Annotated in this window: 16 protein-coding genes; 7 read left to right on the top strand and 9 right to left on the bottom strand. The window is 61.9% G+C overall.

Going from position 1 to position 21257, the window contains the following annotated elements; translation table 11 throughout:
* The first annotated feature begins 83 nt into the window (after positions 1–83).
* Positions 84–2477: a sensor domain-containing diguanylate cyclase gene (locus ACZ6YA_RS07545; protein ID WP_465896509.1), complete on the top strand. Its 2394-nt coding sequence runs from the start codon at positions 84–86 to the stop codon at positions 2475–2477.
* Positions 2478–2558: 81 nt separating this feature from the next.
* Here the strand turns inward: ACZ6YA_RS07545 and dacB are convergent, their stop codons facing one another.
* The gene (gene dacB, locus ACZ6YA_RS07540; protein ID WP_465896508.1) at positions 2559–4022 is read right to left on the bottom strand and encodes a D-alanyl-D-alanine carboxypeptidase/D-alanyl-D-alanine endopeptidase; all 1464 of its coding nucleotides are present in this window, start codon (positions 4020–4022) and stop codon (positions 2559–2561) included.
* A gap of 187 nt (positions 4023–4209) precedes the next feature.
* On the opposite strand from dacB, the gene ACZ6YA_RS07535 reads away from it, so the two are divergent.
* Positions 4210–4554 carry a YggL family protein gene (locus ACZ6YA_RS07535; protein ID WP_465896507.1) on the top strand — a complete coding sequence of 115 codons (345 nt, stop codon included), beginning with the start codon at positions 4210–4212 and terminating at the stop codon, positions 4552–4554.
* 36 nt (positions 4555–4590) lie between these two features.
* Here the strand turns inward: ACZ6YA_RS07535 and ACZ6YA_RS07530 are convergent, their stop codons facing one another.
* The 6 genes from ACZ6YA_RS07530 to ACZ6YA_RS07505 form a co-directional block, all read right to left on the bottom strand.
* Positions 4591–8196: a transporter substrate-binding domain-containing protein gene (locus tag ACZ6YA_RS07530; protein ID WP_465896506.1), complete on the bottom strand. Its 3606-nt coding sequence runs from the start codon at positions 8194–8196 to the stop codon at positions 4591–4593.
* Positions 8197–8205: 9 nt separating this feature from the next.
* Positions 8206–8826, bottom strand: coding sequence for a response regulator (locus tag ACZ6YA_RS07525; protein ID WP_465896505.1), 621 nt, complete (start codon positions 8824–8826; stop codon positions 8206–8208).
* A gap of 279 nt (positions 8827–9105) precedes the next feature.
* Positions 9106–10437 (bottom strand): deoxyguanosinetriphosphate triphosphohydrolase, encoded by a 1332-nt coding sequence (locus ACZ6YA_RS07520; RefSeq protein WP_465896504.1) that lies wholly within the window; start codon positions 10435–10437, stop codon positions 9106–9108.
* Between the two features lie 95 nt (positions 10438–10532).
* A complete protein-coding gene (locus tag ACZ6YA_RS07515; RefSeq protein ID WP_465896503.1) occupies positions 10533–10862 on the bottom strand; it encodes a hypothetical protein in 330 nt (109 codons plus the stop codon).
* Positions 10859–11233 carry a phage holin family protein gene (locus ACZ6YA_RS07510; RefSeq protein WP_403132846.1) on the bottom strand — a complete coding sequence of 125 codons (375 nt, stop codon included), beginning with the start codon at positions 11231–11233 and terminating at the stop codon, positions 10859–10861. The genes ACZ6YA_RS07515 and ACZ6YA_RS07510 overlap by 4 nt, the downstream gene beginning before the upstream one ends.
* Positions 11234–11242: 9 nt before the next feature.
* Positions 11243–11557 (bottom strand): ElaB/YgaM/YqjD family protein, encoded by a 315-nt coding sequence (locus tag ACZ6YA_RS07505; protein ID WP_465896502.1) that lies wholly within the window; start codon positions 11555–11557, stop codon positions 11243–11245.
* 314 nt (positions 11558–11871) lie between these two features.
* Between ACZ6YA_RS07505 and ACZ6YA_RS07500 the strand changes: the two genes are divergently transcribed.
* The 4 genes from ACZ6YA_RS07500 to ACZ6YA_RS07485 all read left to right on the top strand — a co-directional run bounded on the left by ACZ6YA_RS07500 (position 11872) and on the right by ACZ6YA_RS07485 (position 14697).
* Positions 11872–13080: an ammonium transporter gene (locus ACZ6YA_RS07500; RefSeq protein ID WP_465896501.1), complete on the top strand. Its 1209-nt coding sequence runs from the start codon at positions 11872–11874 to the stop codon at positions 13078–13080.
* Between the two features lie 74 nt (positions 13081–13154).
* Positions 13155–13397 carry a glutaredoxin family protein gene (locus tag ACZ6YA_RS07495; protein WP_465896500.1) on the top strand — a complete coding sequence of 81 codons (243 nt, stop codon included), beginning with the start codon at positions 13155–13157 and terminating at the stop codon, positions 13395–13397.
* 55 nt (positions 13398–13452) lie between these two features.
* The gene (locus ACZ6YA_RS07490) at positions 13453–13761 is read left to right on the top strand and encodes a transcriptional regulator (protein ID WP_465896499.1); all 309 of its coding nucleotides are present in this window, start codon (positions 13453–13455) and stop codon (positions 13759–13761) included.
* 51 nt (positions 13762–13812) lie between these two features.
* Positions 13813–14697 (top strand): pseudouridine synthase, encoded by an 885-nt coding sequence (locus ACZ6YA_RS07485; protein ID WP_465896498.1) that lies wholly within the window; start codon positions 13813–13815, stop codon positions 14695–14697.
* 22 nt (positions 14698–14719) lie between these two features.
* On the opposite strand, the gene ACZ6YA_RS07480 is transcribed toward ACZ6YA_RS07485, so the two are convergent.
* Complete coding sequence (locus tag ACZ6YA_RS07480) at positions 14720–16285, bottom strand: methyl-accepting chemotaxis protein (RefSeq protein ID WP_465896497.1); 1566 nt, start codon at positions 16283–16285, stop codon at positions 14720–14722.
* A 108-nt stretch (positions 16286–16393) separates the two neighbouring features.
* Positions 16394–19135 carry an aconitate hydratase AcnA gene (acnA, locus tag ACZ6YA_RS07475; RefSeq protein WP_465896496.1) on the bottom strand — a complete coding sequence of 914 codons (2742 nt, stop codon included), beginning with the start codon at positions 19133–19135 and terminating at the stop codon, positions 16394–16396.
* Positions 19136–19357: 222 nt separating this feature from the next.
* On the opposite strand from acnA, the gene rlmM reads away from it, so the two are divergent.
* Complete coding sequence (gene rlmM / locus ACZ6YA_RS07470) at positions 19358–20422, top strand: 23S rRNA (cytidine(2498)-2'-O)-methyltransferase RlmM (RefSeq protein WP_465896495.1); 1065 nt, start codon at positions 19358–19360, stop codon at positions 20420–20422.
* Positions 20423–21257: the final 835 nt, after the last annotated feature.

The raw sequence follows: 21257 nt of genomic DNA, 5'->3' as shown, positions 1-21257 counted from the left end.
GCGTTGCATCGCTAATGGCCAATAGCTATAACTCAGCACAGGGCCAGAATGTTCGCAGGACGCTGACGTGATGAGATCTATCTATGTCGAAGTATGGCGTGCGTGCGAAGGTGCTGGGCCTGTGCAGCGAAGCGATGGCTGCCTGGGCGTTGGCGTTGGTGGTGCTGGTAGCCGGCGGCTTGCTGTCGGTTGCCTTGGCGTTGGCCACTCAGGCGTTCTACAAGCAGCAGTTGCGCCAGCGCTTCGAGCTGCTGGCCAGCGAGCGCCATAGCCGTATCGCCGAACGTTTTGACGATCAGGAGCAACGCCTCGACGGTTTACGGCGCTTCTTCAGTTTCTCCAACGAGATTACTCCACGCGAATTCGACGGCTACGCGCGTCCCTTGTTGCGCCGAACCCAGGCTTACTCCTGGGCGCCGCGGGTCGACGATGTGCAGCGGCGCGACTTCGAGCGTCAGGCCAGTGCTGCGCTGAGGCGGGCCTATGCAATCCGCGATCTGGACAACCAAGGCCACTGGCAGCCGGCGCCACAGCGTGATCATTACTTCCCGGTGCTTTACACCCAGGCCACCCATCAGCAGGAGCAACCCTACGGGCTGGACCTGCGCGGCCAGGAAACCCGTGAGCAGACCCTGCTGCGTGCCTTGTTGCCTGGCAGCATGGCGGTGTCCGCGCCGCTGGACATGATCAATGTGGTGCCGGAGTACGCACGCGGGCTGCTGATGGTGGCGCCGGTGTTTTCCGATGCCCAGGCCGATGGCCCACCAGCAGGCTATGTAATGGCGCTGCTCAATCTGCGTCAGCTGATCACCGACGGTTTACCGGCCACGGCCGAGGACAACCTGGTGGTGCGTATTATCGACCCCAGCGGGCGCGATGGTCAGGAAGTCCTGTTCGACTCGCAGAACCCGGCTGCCCCCTTGGCCTTGGTCAGCACGCAGTTGCTGCACCTGGCCGACCATCACTTTCAGTTGGATATTCGCCCAAGCGAAGTGTTCATGCAGGCCAACCGGTCTTCCGCGGCACTGGCTGTTGGCATGCTCGGCGGGCTGTTGAGCCTGCTGCTCAGCGCCTTGTTGTATAACCTGTTCAGCCAACGGCAGCGGGCGCTGACCTTGGTTGAGCAGCGCACCGCCGAACTGCGGGTCAGCGAGCAGTCGCTGCGCGAAACCCATAACCAGCTGCGCAGTGTGCTCGATGCTGCCACCCAGGTCGCCATCATCGCCACCAGCCTCAAAGGGGTAGTCAGCACATTCAATGCCGGTGCCGAACGCTTGCTGGGCTATTCGGCTGGCGAGGCGATCGGGCATCTGCAGCTTGAGGATCTGGTCTTGCCCGATGAGCTCAGTCTGCGTGCCCATGCCTTGAGCCTGCGCTACGGCCGGCACATTGCCGGTGGCCAGGCGATGTTTGCCGAAACCGTACAAGAGGGCGGCGCCGAGCCTGGCGAGTGGACCCTGGTGCGCAAGGATGGCAGCCAGCTGCTGGCCAACATGCTGGTGACTGCGGTGCTCGACGAGCAGGGGTTGTGGGTCGGCTACCTGGCGATCTGCATCGATGTCACCGAGCGACGACGGGTGCATGAGGCGCTGGCGATGCGCGACCGGCTGCTGGAAAAGCTCAGTGCCGAGGTGCCGGGCGGCATTTACCAGTATCGCCTGAACCCTGATGGTCACTCGAGTTTTCCGTATGCCAGCCAGGGGCTGTTCGATATCTACGAGGTCGACTTGCAGTTGCTGCGCGAAGATGCCTCGGCGGTGTTCGAGCGCATCCACCCCGACGACCTTGAACGTGTGCGACGCTCCGTGCGGTATTCGGCCGAACACCTGTCACCCTGGCGCGAAGAGTACCGCGTGTGCCTGCCCCAGGCAGGCTTGCGCTGGGTGCGCGGGGAGGCGACGCCGGAGGTCGGCGAAGACGGCTGCACCCTGTGGCATGGCTATCTCACCGACATTTCAGACCTCAAGGGCGTCGAAGAAGACTTGCGCACGCTGTCGGTGACCGATGCACTCACTGGCATCCATAACCGTCGCTACTTTCAGGAGCGACTCAAGGTCGAATTGGACCGCGCCCAGCGTGACGATCAGGATCTCGCGGTGATCATGCTCGATATCGACCACTTCAAACGGATCAACGACCAGTATGGCCACGCGGTGGGTGACCACGTGCTGCGCAGCCTTTGCCAGCGTATTGGCCAGCGCTTGCGGCGCACTGATGTGTTCTGCCGGCTGGGTGGCGAAGAGTTCATGGTGCTGTGCCCGGGCAGCAACGCCGAACAGGCGAGGCTTTTGGCCATGGAGTTGTGGCAGGGCGTGCGCAATGTGCCGGTCGAGGGCGTGGGCAAGGTAACCGCGAGTTTTGGTGTGGCAGGGTGGCGGCCGGGGGAAGGGGCGGATGCGTTGCTGCTGCGTGCGGATGCCGGGGTGTATGCGGCCAAGCAGGCGGGCAGGGACCGGGTTGAGCCGGAGTTGAGCTAAATCTTGCCAGTACCGGCCCTTTGGCGAGCGGTCCGACGTCGCGGGCCGCCCGCCAAAGGGCCGGTACAGGCTAGCTCAGTGTTACTGAGTCGCAGCAGTCGAGCTGTTGCTCAGCTTTGGCTGGCGATAGAGGTCCAGCAAAACCTGGTCCAGCACCTGCGAAGCCCCCCACGGTTTCGGATCATTCAGAATCGCCGACACCGCCCAGGTATTGCCGTTGCTGTCACGGCTGAAGCCCGCGATGGCGCGTACGGTGTTCAGGGTGCCGGTCTTGATGTGCCCTTCACCGGTCATGGCCGTGCGCTTGAGACGCTTGCGCATGGTGCCGTCCATACCCACCAGCGGCATGGAACTGATGAATTCTGCTGCGTAAGGGCTGTTCCAGGCGGCCTGCAGCAGCGCTGCCATCTCGCGGGTGCTGACCCGTTCGGCACGAGAAAGGCCCGAACCGTTTTCCATTACCAGGTGCGGCGCGGTGATGCCTTTTTTCGCCAGCCATTGGCGCACCACGCGCTGGGCCGCACGGGCATCGTCGCCATCGGCATCGGTGCGGAACTGCGCGCCAAGGCTCAGGAACAGCTGCTGAGCCATGGTGTTGTTACTGTATTTGTTGATGTCGCGGATCACTTCCACCAGGTCGGGCGAGAAGGCGCGGGCCAGCAGGCGAGCCCCCTTGGGCACGTTTTCGATGCGGTCACGCCCCTGGATGCTGCCGCCCAGCTCGTTCCAGATTGCGCGCACGGCACCCGCCGCGTAAGTCGGGTGGTCGAGCAGCGACAAGTAGGTTTGCGAATTACAGCCATCGCCCAGCTGGCCGCTGACCACCACGCTGATGCCGTCGGGCTGGGGCACCGGGTTGTAACGCACGTCGCCGCTGCACTGCTTGGACGCCAAGGCCTTGACCTGGTTGTCGATGCGGATGCTGGCGATCGGTGGCTCGACTGCGATGGTCACCTTGCCGCCATCGTTGCGGGCGACGAAGCGCAGGGCTTTGAGATTGACCAGTAAAGAGTCGGGCTTGACCAAGAAAGGCTTGTTGACGTCGCCGCCATCGTCGTTGAACTGCGGCAGGTTAGGCTGTACGAAGTGGCTGCGGTCCAGCACCAGGTCGCCGGTGATGGTGCGCACACCGTTGGCGCGCAGGTCACGCATCAGCAACCAGAGCTTTTCCATGTTCAGCTTCGGGTCACCGCCACCCTTGAGGTACAGATTGCCGTTGAGCACGCCATTGCTCAGAGTGCCGTCGGTGTAGAACTCGGTTTTCCACTGGAAGGTCGGGCCGAGCAGTTCGAGGGCCGCATAGGTGGTGACCAGCTTCATGGTCGATGCTGGGTTGACCGACACATCGGCGTTGAACACGGTCGCGGTGCCGGGGCCGTTGAGTGGCAGCATCACCAGCGACAGCGCGCTGTCCTGCAATTTGTTGGCTTTCAGTGCCTGCTGCACCTTCGGTGGCAGGGTGGTGTTGACGGCGGCGGCTTGGCTGGGCAGTGCGATCGGCAACAGCAGGCCGGCGAGAACGAGGGGACGGAGCGCTTTGATCATCTGAGATAAATACCCTGCGGGCGAGGGGAAAAGATATTGGGGCTGTAAGAAATGATGACCCCACGACGAAATATAGTGGGCATTATGCCCCAAGCGCAGCGTTCATGCGCCACGTTCGACGGAAAAGCGCCGTTGCGGCGCGGAAACTGGTAAAGTGCCGCGCGTTATTACTCAAGAGGATTGTTTCATGGCTACCAACCGTTCCCGTCGTCTGCGCAAGAAGCTGTGCGTCGATGAATTCCAGGAGCTGGGTTTCGAACTGAACCTGGGTTTCAAGGAAGACCTGTCTGACGAAGCCATCGATGCCTTCCTCGACGCCTTCCTGGCAGAAGCCATGGATGCCAACGGCCTGGACTACGTCGGCGGCGATGATTTCGGTCTGGTCTGCAAGGCCGAGCGTGGCTCGGTCACAGAAGAGCAGCGCGCCGCTGTAGAAGCCTGGCTCAAGGGCCGTAGCGAGCTGACCTCGATCGAAGTCAGCCCACTGCTGGACGCCTGGTATCCGGAAAAGCCGATCAACTCGGCTACCTGATGCGTGTGTGAAGCGGTCGCCCGAAGGGGCGCCGCTTCATCGAGCTTTGGCCAGCTCCTTTGCCAGGCCCTTCTCCACGCGGCGCATATGCCGCGCCAATATCTGCCTGCGCAGCTTCAACTGAGATATGGGCAAGCTGTTTTCCCCCAGGGCCGCACAGGCCGCCTTCATGTTCCGTGCTTCCAGCATCCGCGCCGCGCTCAGGATTTTGTGTGCCTGTTCGCTGATCGCTGCCGCTTCGTTGATGGGATCCAGACGCATGAGCTCCGCCAGGTCGTGTTGCAGGCTCAGGTGCACGGTACTCAAAAAGCGCTGATGGTCTTCGGGGTTGTCGCCAACAATACCGTGCAACCCTTTGAGGTCGAACCCCGTGCTGGCGTTGTCCGGTTTCTGTTGTGGTGCAATACCGGCCAAGCGCAAGCTGAGCGTTCGCAGGCTGATGGGTTTGAGCAGGCAGTCGTCCATGCCGACACTCAAGCACTTTTGCCTGACTTCGGGCTGTGCATTGGCGGTATAACCCAGGATGATGCAGCGAGCGCGCTGGCGCTGGCGTTCTTCGGCACGTATTGCGGAGGCGAGCTGGTAACCATTCATGTGTGGCATGTTGCAGTCGAGGACAATCACGTCGAAAGCGCCGTCACGCCATTTTTCCAGGCCTTCGCGGCCGTCGCTGGCGCTGGTGTGACGCAGTCCTAGGTAGGCCAGTTGTTGCGCCATCAACAACAGGTTGGCAGGGTGATCGTCTATCACCAGTACGTTCAGCCGTGGGTCGGGTACTTCGATGTCATCTTCCTCCAGCACAGGCGGCGGCTGTGTGCCGACGCGGTGCAGCGGCACTACCAGGCGGACTTGGGTGCCAAAATCCGGCAGGCTTTTGATGCTGAGGTTGCCCCCCATCATTTCACACAGGTTGCGGCAGATCGCCAGGCCCAATCCCGTGCCCGCGCGTGCGCCCTGGCTGTGCGGGTTGACCTGTACGAAGGGGTTGAACAGGCGTTGCAAGTCATCGTCGTGGATGCCGATGCCGCTGTCACGCACTTCAAGTTCCAGTGAGGTCGGCGCGTCTGTGCTCGGGTCACTCAGGCCGAGGCTGATGCGTACGTAGCCGTTTTCGGTGAACTTGATGGCATTACTGATCAAATTAGACAGGATCTGCTTGAAGCGCAGCGGGTCGAGGAGTGCGTGACAGCGAGTATTTGGGGCAATGATGACCTCTAGCGTCAGACCTTTCTGCCGCGCTTGGCCATCGAACACGCGACCGACTGATTCAACCAGCGCTGCCAGCTCTACCGGCTCAGGTGCGAGGGAGAGGTGGCCGGATTCGATGCGCACGATGTCCAGGATGTCACCGATCAGGCCTAGCAGGTCTTTGGCCGAGTGGTGCGCGACCTGCAGCGAGGTGCAGTCAATCTGCCCCTGGTTGGCGCGTTTGACCGCCAGTTCCAGCATGCCGATCACGGCATTCATCGGGGTGCGGATTTCGTGGCTGATGGTCGCCAGAAAGGTGCTTTTGGCACGGTTGGCATCGTCGGCAAGTTGTTTGGCCTCGCGCAGCTCCTGGACCAGCTTGCGGCGCTCGCTGATGTCGATCCAGCCACCGATGATTCCCTGGACTTCACCCAATGAGTCACGGTACGGCAGGATCCAGTGATAGATGGTGATCTCGCGTGCCTTGAGCCGCAGCGGGCGATCAATGATCAGCGGAGTGCCAGCGGCCATTACCTGCAGGTAGTCGGCGTGGATCTGGCGGGTGTGCTCGTCAGTGCAGAACAAGCTTTCTTCCAGGCGTTTGCCGAGCACTTCGTCAAGATTTGCTTGAACCGCTTCCAGGTAGCTGTCATTACAGCTTTGCAGGCACCCCTCGCGGTCGCGCACGTACATTGGGTGCGGCGTACCATTGAGCAGTGCACCCATGAATTCCAGCTGGTCGTTCAATGCGCGCTCGGCGTGCTGGCGTTGCTTGATCTGGCGCCGCAGGCGAGCGTTCCACAACAGCGCCAGCAGCAAAAGCAGGCCGGTCCCCAGCAACACCTGCAGGACCAGCCGCCGAAAGCCCTGCCAACTGCCGTCATCATGAGTGTTGAAGTCCCGCCAGCGATTGTTGATCGCCCCCATTTCTTCCGGGGAGATACTCAGCAGTGCCTTGTCGAGAATCGAGGCCAGCTCTGTCGCCTGTTCGGTCGTGGCCATGGCGAAGCGGGCAGGTTCACTGCCGATCGTGCTGCGAATGACCAGATTGGTATTGCCGGCCAGTGCGTGGCTGGCATCAATCAGCGTGGTGATCACCGCGTCCACCGCACCGCTGCTCAACAGGGCCATGGAGTAGTAGGGGCTTTCGGTTTCGATCCACCCTGTCTGCGGATAATGGGTTGCCAGCATTTTTGCTATGGCACTGTAGCGGGTAATGGCAATGCGTCGGCCACGTAGCTTGTCCAGCGAGGTGTACTGCGCGTTTTCGCTGCGGGTCACCAGCACGTTCGCGCTTTCGAGGTAGGGGCGGCTGATGTGCAGGCGCTCGTCGTTCATTTCGTCGACCGCCAATGCCGCGATCATGTTGACACGGCCGCCCTCCAACCGGGTGATCATCTCGGCGATGCCGTTGGCTCGCTGTACCTCGAAGCGCAGGCCGGTGCGCAGGCGGATCAGCTCCAGTAGGTCGGCGGTTATTCCGCGGTAATGGTCATTGGCATCGAAGTAAGAGAGCGGTGCGGCGGTCTCGTCTACGGCTACCTGCATGATAGGGTGGCTGCTCAACCACGCCTCTTCCGCAGGGGTCAGTTGCAGTTTGCGGTCCGTCAGCAGCAAGTCGCCGCCTGCGCTCCAGCGTTTGAAAATGCTGGTGCGCACGGCGGCAGGCTGTTGATCGAGGGTGGCGTTGACCAGTGTTCTTAGATTAATGTCGTGCGCGCGCATGGCAAAGCTGAATCCGACGGTTTCATGCTTGCCGAAGCTGGCCATTCGTAGGCGCGGCAGGTGGCCGCGATTGAGCTGGTAGTGAGTCGAAATGGTATCACCGATGAACACATCGGCCTGGCCGAATGCCACGGCGTTCAGGGCTTGGGTGGAGGAACCGAAGGCCAGCAATTCGGCATTGGGATACTCACGGCTAACCTCCTGGGTGGGCAGGTAGTGGTACAACATGCCCAGGCGCATACCTTTCAGGCCCTGATTCAGCGCGCGGCTTTCATCCTCACGGGTCACCAGCACCGGCTGATCGACCGTGTAGGGGTGCGAGAGCGCCAGGCCCTCCGTTGAGGCTTCATAGCCGTTGGCGCTGCCGAGCAGGTCGATCTCACCCCGCTTGAGCGCCTGCACCGCGGCTTGCCGGTTGGAGTAGCGAAGCACCCTCACCGGCAGTTGCAGGGATTTACCTATCAGGTTGGCATACTCAGCGGTGATACCTTGGTAGTCGCGCCCGCCACTGGTGATATCGAAAGGGGGATAGTCCGGTGCAGACGTGCCCAGGGTCAGCTGCTTGCGGTCTTGCAGCCAGTGCCGTTGAGGCACGGAAAGTTGCGGATGCAGGGGTGGCGTGGATGAGCGCGCCAGTAGGGTATAGGGTATGGCTTCAGGTTCGGACGCTTGAATGCCGAAGCTGGTTAAAACCAGCACGAGGGCCAGGCTAACAATGAGTCGTGCCATGGGCAAGCCTCACACCAACGCGTTGCGTTTGGCCATTTCGATAAGATCGACCAGCGTTTCGACTCGAAGCTTTTGCATCAGGCGTTTTTTATAGGTACTGACGGTCTTGTTGCTCAGGAACATACCTTTGGCAATTTCCTTGTTGCTGCGCCCCTGGGCAAAAAGTTGCAATACCATCAACTCGCGATCATTGACCTGGCGGAAAAGGTTCAGATCGGTGTCTGCGTTTTCAAGACCGTTATGAATAGCTTGGCTAGGGAAGTAATTGTATCCGGCCAGAACGGCCTTGATCGCGCTGAGCAGCTCGCTGAGGTCCTCTTGTTTGCACACGTAACCTGCGGCGCCTGAATGCATACAGCGCACGGCGAACAGCGCAGGCGACTGCGCGGTAAGGATCAGTACCTTCAGTGGCAGGGACATGGCTTGCAGGCGTGCGAGGACTTCCAGGCCATCCAGTTTGGGAATGCTGATATCGAGAATCACGAGGTCGGGAAGGGTTTCCCGGATCATCTGCATGGCGTCCACGCCATTGTCCGATTCGCCGACGACTTTATAGTTCTGGTTTTCAAGCAGCATACGGACAGCCAGGCGGATGACCGGGTGATCATCGACAATAAATACGGAATGCATGTTCAACTTCCCTGCGGCGGATGACGAGGCAGGAAGCACCTTAACTCAGTTGCACTCGGTTCGGGGTATGAGGAGTGGCGATTAAACGTATATGGGAAATGGCTTACAATGGAAGGCACCAAGGGCTACGAAATGTAATTTCTTAACCCTGAGTCAATAGAGTTTTGGTAACTTTTTATTTGTTCTGGTTGGGGGTGTTTAAATATGTTTCGGCCTTGTAGGAAATATCTTTCAAGAAGCGATGTTGCCCGCCCAAGCTGCAAGCCCCATCGCTGAAGGTCAGGTGGGGCTGGAGCGCCCGGTCATCTCGCGGGCCATCTCGCTGGCGTAGCTGTCGGTCATCCCGGCGATAAAGTCGATCATGCGCAAGAAGGCTTTGTGCAGCGAATCCTGTGGATGAGGCGCGTTATTGCCGATCAGGTCGAGCACGCGGCGGCTTTTGAATGAAGGCGTGCGCCCACCATGTTGCTCCAGTGCAGCCGCGCAGAAGGTATTGAGGAGAATCTCCAAGGTGGTGTAGGCGCCGATTTCGTGTAGCGTCTTGCGCTTGTCCTGAAAAATCTTGTTGCGTGCCATGTCCTTGGCCTGTAGCACGCAGCGCTTGGCCGGGCCGTGCATGTGCTCGACAAGGTCGCCACTCAACTGTCCGGCGAGCAGAGACGTTTGCTGCTCGACGAAGGCCTGGGCGGCGGCATTGGTCAGATGCTCGATGGCCTTGCCGCGCAATATGGCCAGCTTGCGCCGGCGGGAGTCTGAAGGGCCGAGCTGGCGATAGGTTTCGGGCAGGTCATCGCCAACCAGGTCAAGCAGCAACGCCTCAACTTCGGCGTAGTCCAGCAACTCCATCTCCAGGCCGTCCTCCAGGTCGATCAGCCCGTAGCAGATGTCATCGGCGGCTTCCATCAAGTAGACAAGGGGGTGACGAGCCCAACGTTGCTGCTCCAGCAATGGCAGGCCGAGCTTGTGGGCGATCTGCTCAAGCAGCGGCAGTTCACTCTGGTAGCAGCCGAACTTGTGCTTCTTGTAACCCAGGGCATCGGCATGCCGGGCGGTCCAGGGGTACTTCAGGTAAGTACCCAGGGTGGCGTAGGTCAGCCGCGTACCACCGTCGAACTGGTGATACTCAAGCTGGGTGAGCACGCGAAAACCTTGGGCGTTACCTTCGAAGTTGAGGAAGTCGGCGCGCTCGTCGTCACTCATGTCATCTAGCCAGCCGCGCCCTGCAGCTTGTTGGAACCAGTGGCGGATTGCGTCTTCGCCGGAGTGGCCGAACGGCGGATTGCCGATGTCGTGGGCAAGGCAGGCGGATTGCACGACCATGCCCAGGTCACTGGGCTCGCACCAGTCGGGCAAACTGTCGCGCAGTGTTTCGCCAACGCGCATGCCCAGTGAACGGCCGACGCAACTGACTTCGAGTGAGTGGGTCAGGCGCGTGTGGATATGATCGTTGCTGGAGACCGGGTGGACCTGGGTCTTGCGCCCCAGGCGCCGGAACGCGCCTGAGAAGATGATCCGGTCGTGATCCTTGTGGAAGGGGCTTCGCCCCAGTTCCTCGGGGCTGTACAGGGCTTTGCCCAGGCGCTCGCGGGTGAGCAGGGTGTGCCAGTCCAAGGCGCGGTCTCCTGTCGATCGAAGGACGTAGCTTCACGCGTTGGCGAGCGCTGTGCAAGGGGCAAACCGCACCGCCTCATTCCGGGTCAGTGCACCTAGGAGCGTCGCCCGCCCTGCAGGTACAGCTTCACCAGCGGCAGCAGGCTGCTGCCCAGGCGTACCAGGCGCGACAGGTTACCGCTGCGCACACCTTTGCCGGTCAGAAAACCTAGCGCCACCACCGCGCCAATCCCCCACAGCGGTGCGTGCTTGATCCCCAGGCCATCCTGCAGCGAGCCGCCAACGCCGCGCAGGCGGTGCAGGGGTTCGAGCATCTGCCCCGATTCGACGCGGATCTGCTGGCGGTGCATCTCCATGCGCAGGCGCAGCAGGGCTTTGCGTAACTCCCTGGGGTTACGGGTATTCGGCAGTTCAGGCAGGCTCATGGCAACAGGCGCTCCCGGTCCTTGGCAAGTTCTTCGAGGGTGGCGCCGAACGGTGACGACTCATCGAACACGGCGGCCTTGAGTCGTAGCCCACAGTAGAGTGCGGCTATCCCGTAGAACACACACAGTCCGATGATGCCGGCCAGACGATAGCTATCCCACAGCAGCACCAGCAGCAGCCCTGACAACGCTGTCAGTAGCAATAGCGCAAACACCAATGCCAGGCCTGCGAACAACAACAGGCTCAGCGTTCGACCTTTCTGCTCCTGCAGTTCGATACCGAACAGTTCGATGTGGCTGTGCAGCAGCCCCAGCACGGCGGCGCCCAGGCGCCTGCCCGAGGCGCCTGTGCCCATGGCGTCATTTTCCATGGGGGCTCCTCAGCGCCGGTTGGCCAAAAGGCCGATCAGCAGGCCGACGCCAGCGGCGATACCCACGGCTTGCCAGGGGTTCTGCTGAACGTACTCCTCGGCACTGCCAAGGGCCGCCTGGCCGCGCTCACGCACCGAATCCTGAGTGAGTTGCAAGGTTTCCCGAGCCTGGGTCAGGCGGTCGTGGATCTGCTCACGCAGATCATCGGCCTGATCGCCCGCCAGGTTGGCGGTGTCGGCCAGGAGTTTCTCGGTGTCACGGACCAAGGCCTGGAAGTCAGCCATCAGTATCTCTTGTGCAGTCTTTGCCGATTTGCTGGCCATGGTGCTCTCCCTGTGTAGGTGTGTAGGCATATCGAGTTGTCCACCGCGCGGAAGGTTCACTGCGCTCGCTGGTATGGGCCTTGCTAATGAAGATTGCCACAACGCGGGGCGTAGACCGGAGCGGTGCGCCGATGCAGGGCGCCGACCCCGGCGGATACCGATAAACCTTAACCCAATCCACGACAAACCCAAGAAAAAACCATGCAGGCTTCGCCCGGTTGGCCGCAACGGGGCAGTAGGTTGGCACCGATTCGGTGCAGGGATGCAGGTTCTTGAACTGTCCTGGTGCCTTTTTCAGCAGGTCTGCCTTTTTCATGGAAAACATGCACAGCGCGATGGACTCTCTGGTCCACGGTTCCAACACCCTGTTCATCCTCATGGGCGCCATTCTGGTGCTGGCAATGCACGCCGGCTTCGCGTTTCTCGAAGTGGGTACCGTGCGCCACAAGAACCAGGTGAACGCCTTGTCGAAGATCCTCAGCGATTTCGCCATTTCCGCCCTGGTGTACTTCTTCATCGGTTACTGGATCGCTTACGGTGTTAGCTTTCTGCATCCGGCGTCAGAGCTTGCCGCCGACCATGGCTATGCGCTGGTCAAGTGCTTCTTCCTGTTGACGTTCGCCGCGGCAATCCCGGCGATCATTTCCGGCGGCATTGCCGAGCGCGCACGGTTCGCGCCCCAGTTGTGCGCCACGGCGTTGATCGTGGCGTTCATCTACCCCTTCTTCGAGGGCGTGGTGTGGAATGGCAACTTCGGCGTTCAGGACTGGTTGAATACCCGCTTCGGCGCGCCGTTCCATGACTTTGCCGGCTCGGTGGTGGTGCACGCCATGGGCGGCTGGCTGGCGCTGACGGCGGTGCTGCTGCTGGGCGCGCGGCGCGGACGTTACCGGGACGGTCGATTGGTGGCGTTCGCGCCGTCGAGCATTCCCTTCCTGGCGTTGGGGTCGTGGATCCTCATCATCGGCTGGTTCGGCTTCAACGTCATGAGCGCGCAGACCTTGCAGGGCGTCAGCGGCCTGGTGGCGATCAACTCCCTGATGGCCATGGTCGGTGGCACCCTGGCTGCATTGCTGGCCGGGCGCAACGACCCTGGCTTTCTGCACAACGGGCCACTGGCAGGATTGGTGGCGATTTGTGCCGGTTCCGACTTGATGCACCCTATTGGCGCGCTGGCTACCGGCCTGGTGGCCGGGGTGCTGTTCGTCTGGAGCTTTACCGCTGCGCAGAACCGCTGGAAGGTCGATGATGTGCTGGGTGTCTGGCCACTGCACGGGCTCTGTGGCGTGTGGGGCGGGATTGCCTGCGGCATCTTTGGTCAGGCGGCTCTGGGGGGCTTGGGTGGGGTCAGCCTGGTCAGCCAGTTGATCGGCAGCCTGGCCGGGGTGATCGTCGCGCTGTTCGGTGGTTTTGCCGTGTACGGCGCGATCCGGGCGGTGAATGGCCTGCGCTTGAGCCACGAACAGGAGTTCCAGGGCGCTGACTTGTCGATCCACCGCATCGGCGCTACCAGCCAGGATTGAGCGAGGTCAGGTGCACAGGGGGCGGTAGCGACCTAGAATAGGCTTCTCATCCACGCCAAACCGAGTCCCGCCCCATGCTGCCTGAATGCCAACTCTTCGGCACCGTTGGGTGCCACTTGTGCGAAGTGGCCGAAGCCGTGCTGATGCCGTTTGTCGACCAAGGTTTGCTGGTCGAACTGGTCGATATCGCCGACGATATAGCGCTGTTCGAGTGCTATGGCCTGATCATTCCGGTGCTGCGGCGCTGCGACTCTTCGGCCGAATTGTATTGGCCATTCGATACTGAGCAGGTAGTCACCTTCCTGGCCCCGAATTGACGGAAGGGTGGTCATCTTCGTATGCTGTATATAAATACAGTATCGAGGTAAGCCCATGCTCAATGTCGAGCAACTCAAGTACAGCGTCAACCGCATGCCGGTCGAGCGGGTGTGTGACGCCGTGCTGGAACTGCGCCTCGAAGGCCTGGTCACCGATGACCGCACGCCGTTCGGCAAGGTCCATTTCAATACCTGCTTCGCCGAGATCGAAGCCTTGTTCCAGCGCGCCGGTTACCACCGTGGGCTGGATGTGGTGGGTTACCAGGGTTTGCTCTACGCACTGTACGATCCCGGCCGCTGGGAGCCGGTGCAGGTGTTGCGCTGGTTGAAGGCGCGTAGCGAGGGTGCGGTGCAGGCTGGTTGAGCGGGCGGGCTTGGGGGATAATACGCGGCCCTGCCTGCGCCGAGCCTCGCCATGACCACGCCTTTCGACCCCGCCCGTCAGCAAGCCAGCACGGTTTGCCTGCCACCTGGCAACTGGGCAACGGTGCTCGATTGCCTGTGCGACCATTTCAAGGCGATCGGGCGTGAGCAATGGCTGGGCCGCTTTGCCCGCGGCCGGGTACTCGATGCGCAAGGCCAGGCAGTCGCCGCCGACCTGCCTTACCGCCGTGGCATGCGCCTGCATTATTTTCGTGAAGTGCCCAACGAACGGCCGATCCTGGCGGAGGAAACCCTCCTGCATGTGGATGAGCATCTGGTGGTGGCGGACAAACCGCATTTTTTGCCGGTGACGCCAACGGGCGAGTACGTCGAGCACACCTTGCTGCGGCGGCTCATCCGTCGCCTGGACAACCCGCACCTGGTGCCGCTGCACCGCATCGACCGGCATACCGCAGGGCTGGTGCTGTTTTCTGCCAACCCGCAGACCCGCAGCGCCTACCAGCGGCTATTCCCTGAGCGTCGCATCGACAAGCGCTATCAGGCGATCGCTGCCGCCTTGCCGCAACGTGATTTCCCGTTGGTGCACAAAAGCCGCCTGGTGCATGGCGAGCCGTTTTTTCGCATGCATGAGGTAGAAGGGGAGGACAACAGCGAAACCCTGGCCGAGGTATTGGAGCGCAATGGCGAGGTGTGGCGTTATGGACTATCGCCGGTCACCGGCAAGACCCATCAGTTGCGGGTACACATGGCAGCGCTGGGGGCGGGGATCTGTAATGACCCGTTCTATCCGCAGTTGCGTCAGGTAGAAGATGATTACCAGCAGCCGCTGAAGCTGCTGGCGCACAGTTTGCGCTTTGCCGATCCGTTGACGGGCGAGGAACGGTACTTCGAGAGCCGCTTGACGCTGGAGTGGTAGGGCGCGCGAGGCGCCCCCTTCATCACCGGTTGAACCGCTCCACCAGCGAATACTGGCCACCGGCTGTGGTGGTCAGTTCTTCGCTGAGCAGCGCCGAGTGCTGCGCCTGTTCGGCGGTCTCGTCTGCCAGCGTGGCAATGGTGCTGATGTTGCGGCTGATCTCGTCGGCAACGGCGGTCTGTTCTTCGGTAGCGGCGGCGATTTGGGTCGCCATGTCGGTGATATTGGCCACCGCCTCGCTGATCCCGACCAGCGCCTGATCCGCCTGCATCACGCGCTCGACCCCTTCCTGGGCCTGGCGATGGCCGGTTTCCATGGTCAGCACGGCGTTGTTGGCGGTTTGTTGCAGCTTGGCGATCAGGCCGTGGATCTGCCCGGTGGACTCGGCGGTGCGCTGGGCCAGTTGGCGGACTTCATCGGCAACTACGGCAAAGCCGCGGCCCATCTCGCCAGCGCGGGCCGCTTCGATGGCGGCGTTCAGCGCCAGCAGGTTGGTCTGGTCGGCGATGCCCTTGATCACATCGACCACGCCACCGATCTCGTCGCTGTCCTTGGCCAACTGCGTCACGGTTGCGCCGGTTTCGCCCACCGCCGTCGACAGGCGCGCAATCGCGTCACGGGTTTCCCCGGCGATCTGGCGGCCCTGGCTGGTCAGGCGATTGGCTTCCTGGGTGGCATCGGCGGTGCGCTGCACGTGGTTGGCCACTTCCTGGGTGGTGGCGGCCATCTGGTTGACGGCGGCAGCGACCTGTTCGGTCTCGACCCGTTGGCGCTCCAGGCCTGAAGAGCTCTTGTGGGCCAGTGCATCGGACTGACGTGCTTGCTCGCTGAGGTGCTCGGCGCTGTCCTGCAGGCGGGTCAGGCACGTCTTCATGCGGGCATCCTGGCTGAGCATGGCCATTTCCAGGCGCGCCTGCACGCCGCGGCTGTCGGTGTACATCTGCGCGATCAGCGGGTCGGAGGTGGTCTGTTCGGCCAGGCGCAGCAGGCGCTTCAGGCCACGTTGCTGCCAGCCCAGGCCAAGCAGGCCGAGCGGCACCGACAGGCCGGCAGCCAGGGCGAAGCCCCAGGAATGGCCGAGCCAGTTACCGATCAGGAAGCCGACCTGGCTGACCAGGATAAAGGGCAGCCAGTCCTGCAGCACCGGCAGCCACCGGTCGCGGCGCGGGATGGCGGTCTTGCCCTGGTTGATGCGTTGGTACAGGGCTTCGGCGCGGCGAATCTGCTCGGCGGTGGGCTTGACCCGCACCGATTCGAAGCCGGTGACCTGGTTGTTGTCGAAGATCGGCGTGACGTAGGCGTTGACCCAATAGTGGTCGCCCGACTTGCAGCGGTTCTTGACGATGCCCATCCACGGCTGGCCTTGCTTGAGGGTCTGCCACATATGGGCAAAGACCGCCGCAGGCACATCAGGATGGCGTACCAGGTTGTGCGCCGCGCCGATCAGCTCCTCGCGCGCGAATCCGCTGATCTCCACAAATGCATCGTTGCAATAGGTGATCACGCCTTTGGCGTTGGTGGTCGAGATCAACCGTTGTTGGGCTGGGAAAGTCCGTTCCCGTTGAGTGATCGGCTGGTTGTTACGCATGGCTGAGTAATCCGCAAGGCTTTCGACCTTTATCGGCAAGTCAGCGTTTTTGTTGAATGAATATTTAAGTAAGTCGAGGGGCGTATGGCCCCCCTCGGTTACCTGAAGTCAGCTGGCAATCAACTGCCGCAGTACATAATGCAGAATCCCGCCTGCCTTGAAGTACTCCACTTCGTTGAGCGTATCGATTCGGCACAGCACTTCGATGTCTAGCTGTTGGCCATCTTCACGGGTGATGCGCAGGGGCAGGCTCATACCGGGTTTCAGCGGTACGCCTGCCAGCCCCAACACGTCGATCCGCTCGTTGCCCGTCAGCCCCAGTTGCTTGCGGTCTTGCCCGGCCTTGAACTGCAGTGGCAGTACACCCATGCCCACCAGATTGGAGCGGTGGATGCGCTCGAAACTCTCCGCCAGTACGGCCTTGACTCCCAGCAGGTTGGTGCCTTTGGCTGCCCAGTCGCGGCTGGAGCCGGTGCCGTACTCCTGGCCGGCGATTACAACCAGGGGGGTGCCGTCGGCCTGGTAACGCATGGCAGCGTCGTAGATCGACAGCTTCTCGCCCGTTGGCACGTAGCGCGTGTTGCCACCTTCTTCGCCACCGAGCATTTCATTGCGGATGCGGATGTTGGCGAAGGTGCCGCGCATCATCACCTCGTGGTTGCCACGCCGGGACCCGTAGGAGTTGAAGTCGCGCGGCTCTACACCTTTGTCGCGCAGGTAACGGCCCGCCGGGCTGTCAGCCTTGATGTTGCCGGCCGGGGAGATGTGGTCGGTGGTCACCGAATCGCCAAGCAGTGCGAGGACGCGTGCACCCTGGATGTCTTCGATAACGGGCAACGGCCCGCCGATGTCGTCGAAGAAGGGGGGGTGCTGGATATAGGTGGAATCGTCCTGCCACACATAAGTGGCCGCCTGCGGCACTTCGATCGCCTGCCACTGGGCGTCGCCGGCGAACACTTCGGCATACTCCTTGTGGAACATCGCCGTGTCGACCTTGGCCACGGCGTCGGCAATTTCCTGCTGGGTGGGCCAGATGTCGCGCAGGTATACCGGTTGGCCGTCGTTGCCAGTCCCCAGTGCGTCTCGAGTCAGGTCCACGCGTACGCTGCCGGCCAGGGCGTAGGCCACCACCAATGGTGGCGAGGCTAGCCAGTTGGTCTTGACCAGTGGGTGCACGCGGCCTTCGAAGTTACGGTTACCGGAAAGCACCGAGGCTACCGTCAGGTCGGCGCTGCCGATGGCTTTTTCGATAGCCTCGTCCAGCGGGCCAGAGTTGCCGATGCAGGTGGTGCAGCCATAGCCGACCAGGTCGAAGCCAAGCTGGTCGAGGTAGGGGGTGAGCCCGGCCGCGTTGTAATAGTCGGTGACCACCTTGGAGCCTGGCGCCAGCGAGCTCTTGACCCAAGGCTTGCGCTGCAGCCCCTTTTCCAGGGCCTTTTTCGCCACCAACCCGGCCGCCATCATTACGCTGGGGTTGGAGGTGTTGGTGCAGGAGGTGATTGCAGCGATCACTACGGCGCCATGGCGCAGGGTGTGGGTTTGGCCCTCATGGCTGTAGTCGATTTCGCCGGCCTGGTCGGCATTGCCCACCGCCACGCCACCGCCGCCTTCGCTTTCCAGGCGGCCGACTTCCTTGGCCAGCACCTTGGGCTGCTGTTCGACGAAGTGATTGAAAGCCTGGTTGACCTGATCCAGCGCGACCCGGTCCTGGGGCCGCTTGGGGCCGGCGAGGCTGGCCTCGACGTCACCCATGTCGAGGGCGAGGGCATCACTGAACAGCGGTTCCTGCCCTGGCAGGCGCCACAGGCCCTGGGCCTTGCAGTACTGTTCGACCAGTTGCACGGTCTGTGGCGGTCGGCCTGACAGGCGCAGGTAGTCGAGGGTGACTTCATCGACTGGGAAGAAGCCACAGGTGGCGCCATACTCCGGGGCCATGTTGGCGATGGTGGCGCGGTCGGCAAGGGGCAGGTCGGCCAGGCCATCGCCATAGAACTCGACGAATTTGCCGACCACGCCTTTCTTGCGCAGCATTTGCGTGACGGTCAGCACCAGGTCGGTGGCAGTGATGCCTTCGCGCAGCTTGCCGGTCAGCTTGAAGCCGATCACTTCCGGGATCAGCATCGACACCGGCTGGCCGAGCATGGCCGCCTCCGCCTCGATGCCGCCGACGCCCCAGCCGAGCACGCCCAGGCCGTTGATCATGGTGGTGTGCGAGTCGGTGCCGACCAGGGTGTCGGGGAAGGCGTAGGTGCGCCCGTCGGCCTCACGGGTCCAGACGGTGCGGCCGAGGTACTCCAGGTTGACCTGGTGGCAGATGCCGGTGCCCGGTGGGACCACACGGAAGTTGTCGAAGGCGCTCTGGCCCCAGCGTAGGAAGGCGTAGCGTTCACCGTTGCGCTGCATCTCGATGTCGACGTTTTCGCCGAACGCCTGTGGTGTGGCGTAGCGGTCGACCATCACCGAGTGGTCGATCACCAGGTCTACCGGCGACAGGGGGTTGATCCGCTGCGGATCGCCACCGGCCTTGGCCATGGCCGCGCGCATGGCAGCAAGATCGACTACCGCCGGCACGCCGGTGAAATCCTGCATCAGCACCCGCGCCGGGCGGTACTGGATCTCACGATCGGAACGGCGTTCCTGCAGCCAGCCGGCGAGGGCGCGCAGGTCGTCAGCGGTGACGGTTTCGCCGTCCTCCCAACGCAGCAGGTTCTCCAGCAGCACCTTGAGCGACATGGGCAGGCGCTGCAGGTCGCCGAGCTCGGCGGCGGCTTCGGTAAGGCTGAAGTAATGGTAGGTGCGGTCAGCCACCTTGAGGGTCTTGAGGGTGTTCAGGCTATCGAGCGAGGGCATTGCCAACTCCTTGTGCAGCGGGGCCCGGCATTCGCGGGTGAGGCCGGTGCCACCGCTCTGTTTCGGCCCGCACGGCACGGACCTGGCTGAAGGGTCAGGTTAGCCCTGTTTGGCACCCCTGACTCTTTTCTGGACCGGCGGGGCGTGTCGCAGGTTCCGAACTTCCTTTATCATCGCCGCCCTGCCGGCGCCCGTAGCGCGCCAGCCGTAGTGGAGTGAGAGATGAATACCCTGTTCATGCATTGCCGGCCCGGTTTCGAGGGCGAGGTCTGCGCCGAGATCAGCGAACACGCGGCCCACCTGGGCGTTGCCGGCTATGCCAAAGGCAAGCCGCAGAGCGCCTGCGCCGAGTTTGTCTGTGCCGACAGCGAGGGTGCGGAACAGTTGATGGCGCAGTTGCGCTTCGCGCAAATGATCTTTCCGCGTCAGTGGGCACGCGGCAGCTATATCGAATTGCCGGAAACCGACCGCATCAGCGTGCTGCTGGAGCACCTGGCCGCGCTGCCGGTGTTCGGCAGCCTGTGGCTGGAAGTGCTCGACAGCAATGACGGCAAGGAGCTTTCGACCTTCTGCCGCAAATTCGAGGTGCCGCTGCGCAAGGCGCTGGAAAAGGCTGGGCGTCTTGTCGACAACGCCAGCCTGCCGCGCCTGCTGCTGACCTTCATCAGTGGCCGTCGGGTATTCCTTGGCGTTGCCGAGGCGAACAACAGCGCGCTGTGGCCGATGGGCATCCCACGGCTGAAATTCCCACGCGAGGCACCGAGCCGCTCGACCTTGAAGCTTGAAGAGGCCTGGCACCAGTTCATTCCACGCGAACAGTGGGAGCAGCGCCTGGGTGATGACATGACCGGTGTCGACCTCGGGGCTTCGCCGGGCGGTTGGACCTACCAGCTGGTGCGCCGCGGCATGCTGGTGACGGCCATCGACAACGGGCCGATGGCCGAGAGCTTGATGGACACTGGCCTGGTCCAGCACCTGATGGCGGACGGTTTTACCTGGCAGCCGAAGCAGCCGGTGGACTGGATGGTCTGCGATATCGTCGAGAAACCGGCGCGTTCTACTGCGCTGATCGAGACCTGGCTGGGTGAGGGGTTGTGCCGTGAGGCCGTGGTCAACTTGAAGCTGCCGATGAAGCAGCGCTATGCCGAGGTGCGGCGGCTACTGGACCGGATGGAAGAGACGTTCAAGGCGCGCAAGGTCAAGGTGTCGATTGCCTGCAAGCAGCTGTATCACGACCGTGAGGAAGTGACCTGTCATTTGCGCAGGTTGGACCTGAAGCCGCGATAGTTACCAGCTCTGGCTCTGGCTCTGGCTCTGGCTCTTGCTTTGCTTCTAAGCGCGCAATAGATCAGACGACACAAGTTGCGACTTCAGGAGGCCGAACGGAGGTCTTGCGGAGGGAGGTGACGGGCAGGAGCCCGTCAAGCGCTTCGGCCCATGGATGGGCCGTGAGCGCGGTCCTCCCGGGAGCAAGGCCGGAGTGAGGGAACCCCGGAGCGTAGCGTAGGGGCCGGATGATGGGAGCGGGCGGCTTTGGTTACTTTGGCCAAGACCAAAGTAACCCGCCGTAAGGGCGGAAAGGTGAATCAGCGCCTCCATCGCCAATGGATATGCTCGCAAAGCCAAAAGCCAAAAGCCAAAAGCCAAAAGCCAAAAGCCAAAAGCCAAAAGCCAAAAGCCAAAAGCCAAACGCTCATGCGAGGGCTCTGATGGAAGGGAACATATCCGTTTGCCAAGGCGACGCTGAATCACCTTTCCGCCCTTACGGCGGGTCACTTTTTGGCAGACGCCCCAAAAAGTAACCAAAAAAGGCTGGCTCCTATCATCCGGCCCCTACGCTACGCTCCGGGGTTCCCTCGCTCCGGCCTTGCTCCCGGGAGGACCGCGCTCACGGCCCATCCATGGGCCGAAGCGCTTGACGGGCTCCTGCCCGTCACCTCCCTCCGCAAGACCTGCGCTCGGCCTCCTGAAGTCGCATTCTGCGTTGTCTGGACTTTCGCGCGCTTAGGAGCAAGATCAAAAGCAAAGCAAAGCAAAGCAAAGCAAAGCAAAGCAAAGCAAAGCAAAGCAAAGCAAAGCAAAGCAAAGCAAAGCAAAGCAAAGCAAAGCAAAGCAAAGCAGG

The sequence above is a fragment of the Pseudomonas sp. NPDC090752 genome (genome assembly GCF_055584805.1).
This window is presented reverse-complemented; position numbering and strand designations above follow the sequence as displayed.